Source organism: Polaromonas sp. P1_G2, from assembly GCF_056405515.1.
Genome location: NZ_JBFUBY010001847.1, coordinates 1 through 350 on the forward strand (window position 1 = coordinate 1; position 350 = coordinate 350).

The window sequence follows — 350 nt, forward strand, 5'->3', positions numbered from 1 at the left end:
CTGCCTATCTGCAGCTCAAGGGCGAGGATGCGACCAAGGTCTGGCTCAAGGGGCTCAAGGAAAACGCCGTCTTCTACAAGGGCAACACCACCTGCATGAAGGCGGTGAATTCCGGACAGGTCGAAGGTGCGCTGATCTATCACTACTATTTCATCGGCGATCAGGCCAAGACCGGTGAGAACAGCAAGAATGTTGACCTCCATTATTTCAAGCTCCAGGATCCGGGCGCCTTCGTCAGCATTTCCGGTGGCGGGGTGCTGGCGCCGAGCAAGCATAAGAAGGAAGCCATGGCTTTCCTGAAGTGGATCGTCGGCGAGGGCGGGCAGGATGTGCTCAAGAACGGCACGTCC

At 57.4% G+C, this 350-nt stretch carries 1 protein-coding gene; it reads left to right on the forward strand.

From position 1 onward, the window contains the following. On the forward strand, positions 1-350 hold a 350-nt coding region (locus AC1D0P_RS32875), incomplete at both ends, for an extracellular solute-binding protein (protein ID WP_477680544.1).